Source organism: Streptococcus mitis, from assembly GCF_001579035.1.
GTDB lineage: Bacteria > Bacillota > Bacilli > Lactobacillales > Streptococcaceae > Streptococcus > Streptococcus mitis_J.
The window spans coordinates 26,974-29,671 of the sequence record NZ_KQ970286.1 but is presented as its reverse complement, the minus strand read 5'-3'; the positions used below and the strand labels follow the sequence as shown (position 1 = coordinate 29,671).

Annotated in this window: 3 protein-coding genes; 1 reads left to right on the top strand and 2 read right to left on the bottom strand. The window is 43.8% G+C overall.

Annotation, left to right across the window (positions count from 1 at the left end):
- A partial coding sequence (locus SMIDD26_RS02410; RefSeq protein ID WP_134990135.1) for a LysR family transcriptional regulator occupies nt 1–906 on the top strand: 906 nt, incomplete at its 5' end.
- Nucleotides 907–958: 52 nt separating this feature from the next.
- On the opposite strand, the gene SMIDD26_RS02405 is transcribed toward SMIDD26_RS02410, so the two are convergent.
- A complete protein-coding gene (locus SMIDD26_RS02405; protein ID WP_061438793.1) occupies nt 959–1,714 on the bottom strand; it encodes an SDR family NAD(P)-dependent oxidoreductase in 756 nt (251 codons plus the stop codon).
- Nucleotides 1,715–1,734: 20 nt separating this feature from the next.
- Nucleotides 1,735–2,664, bottom strand: a complete 930-nt coding sequence (gene rnz, locus SMIDD26_RS02400; RefSeq protein ID WP_061438792.1) for a ribonuclease Z — start codon at nt 2,662–2,664, stop codon at nt 1,735–1,737.
- Nucleotides 2,665–2,698 lie beyond the last annotated feature (34 nt).

The window sequence follows — 2,698 nt, the reverse complement described above, 5'->3', positions numbered from 1 at the left end:
AGAATTCAACAATTACACTATATTATCAAAATCGTCGAAACTGGCTCCATGAATGAGGCAGCCAAGCAACTCTTTATCACTCAGCCGAGTCTTTCCAACGCTGTAAGAGATTTGGAAAATGAGATGGGGATTGAGATTTTTATCCGAAATCCCAAGGGTATCACCTTGACCCGTGATGGGATGGAGTTCCTCTCTTATGCCCGTCAGGTTGTCGAGCAGACCCAGCTTCTGGAAGAACGCTATAAAAATCCTGTTGCCCACCGCGAACTCTTTAGCGTTTCCTCCCAGCACTATGCCTTTGTGGTCAACGCTTTCGTCTCTCTACTCAAGAAAAGTGATATGGAAAAATACGAGCTTTTTCTTCGTGAAACGCGGACTTGGGAGATTATCGATGACGTCAAGAACTTCCGTAGTGAGGTCGGTGTCCTCTTCTTAAACAGCTACAACCGTGATGTTTTAACCAAAATGCTGGATGACAACCACCTGCTGGCTCACCATCTCTTTACTGCGCAACCGCATATCTTTGTCAGCAAGACTAATCCTCTGGCAAAGAAAGATAAGGTCAAACTAGAAGACTTGGAAAACTTCCCTTATCTCAGCTATGACCAAGGAACTCACAACTCCTTCTACTTCTCTGAAGAGATTCTCTCGCAAGAACACCACAAAAAATCCATCGTGGTCAGTGACCGTGCAACTCTCTTTAACCTCTTGATTGGTTTGGATGGTTATACCATTGCAACAGGGATTTTGAACAGCAACCTCAACGGAGACAATATCGTTTCTATCCCACTAGATATTGATGACCCTATCGAGCTGGTCTATATCCAGCATGAGAAAACTAGCCTATCTAAGATGGGCGAACGCTTTATCGACTATCTCTTAGAAGAAGTTCAGTTTGATAGTTGAGAAATGATAAGAACCAATATGTAGGCTAGCAACACCTGCACATTGGTTCTTTTTATTTATAATTAAAAGTTTCCCCTGCCAACTTATCAGCTAGCTTGGGAAAGAGGGTATAAAACTTATGGGCTAGATTCAACAATACTGGGAGATTAAGTTCTCGTTTGTTTTTTCCTATAATCTTGACAATCTTTTTAGCCACTGCATCTGGTTCTAGCAGGAAGCGGTCAACCGACTTGAGATAGGTTCCATCTGGGTCGGCTTGGTCGAAAAATCCTGTACGGATTGGACCTGGATTGACTGTTGTCACATAGACTCCATAGGGCATCAGTTCAAGGCGTAAGGCATTTGAAAAACCAATAGCCGCAAACTTGGTCGCTGAGTAGAGACTAGACTTACCAGTAGCGATCAAACCTGCCATGCTGACGATATTGATGATATGACCTTTTCTGCTTTCCTTCATACGAGCTGTAAGGCGACGAGATAGATTCATCAGGGCAAAGGTATTGACCTCGAACATCTGGTGAATATCTTGGTCAGAAATCTGGTCAAATTCCTCAAAAATCCCGTAACCAGCGTTGTTTATCAAGACATCAATCTTGCCATAGCGGAGATATAGGTCTGCTACCAGAGTTTCTAAGGCTGAATCATCGGTAATATCGATTTCAATCAATTCTGCATGGGGATGGTTTCCGTAGAGTTGGGCTAATTTTTCCTTGTTTCTACCTAACAAAATCAGTTGGTCATTCGGCAAAAGTTTGACCATTTCTTGGGCTAGGCCACCGCTAGCTCCGGTAATGAGAATAGTAGGCATACTGTTCCTTTCTGTGACTGCTAGATTTCCACTTCTTCCAAATCTTTGACCACATGGACATTTTCAAAGACACTAGCAGCGTCTTTTTTGAGCTTGCTGATATCTTTTGAGAGAAAACGGGCACTGATATGGTTGAGCAAGAGGCGTTTAGCACCTGCTTCTACCGCTACTTGTGCAGCTTGCATGTTAGTAGAGTGGCCATGGTTACGAGCAATTTGTTCGTCACCCTTGCCATAAGTCGATTCATGGACAAGGACATCAGCATTGACAGCTAGACGCACACTAGCATTGGTTTTGCGGGTGTCACCCAGAATAGTGATAATCTTACCTGGACGTGGGGCTGAGATATAGTCTGCCGCCTTGATTTCAGTCCCATCTTCTAAAACAACGTCCTGACCGTTTTTAATTTTTCCAAAAAGTGGGCCAAATGGGACACCTGCCGCCTTGAGTTTTTCAGCATCTAGCGTTCCTTCCAAGTCCTTTTGAATGACACGATAGCCAACACAGAAAATAGTATGATCCAACTCCTCTGCATACACCGTGAATTTATCGGTCTCAAGGATTTTACCTAGAGAATCTTGGTCAAATTCATGAAAATGAATGCGGTAGGGCAGACGAGAACCCGACACACGAAGGCTGGTTAAAACAAAGGACTTGATCCCTTGCGGTCCATAGATTTCCAAATCTGTCTGTTCTTCATTGGCCTGAAAGGCGCGACTAGAAAGGAAACCTGGCAAGCCAAAGATGTGGTCTCCATGTAGGTGGGTAATAAAGATTTTGCTGACCTTACGCGGTCGAATCGTGGTTTCCAGAATGCGATTTTGCGTACCTTCTCCACAGTCAAAGAGCCAGACTTCGTTAATCTCGTCCAAGAGTTTCAGGGCGAGACTTGAAACGTTGCGGGCTTTAGAGGGCTGACCAGCCCCCGTTCCTAAAAATTGAATATCCATTCGATACTTTCTAATTAATCAATATATAACATGG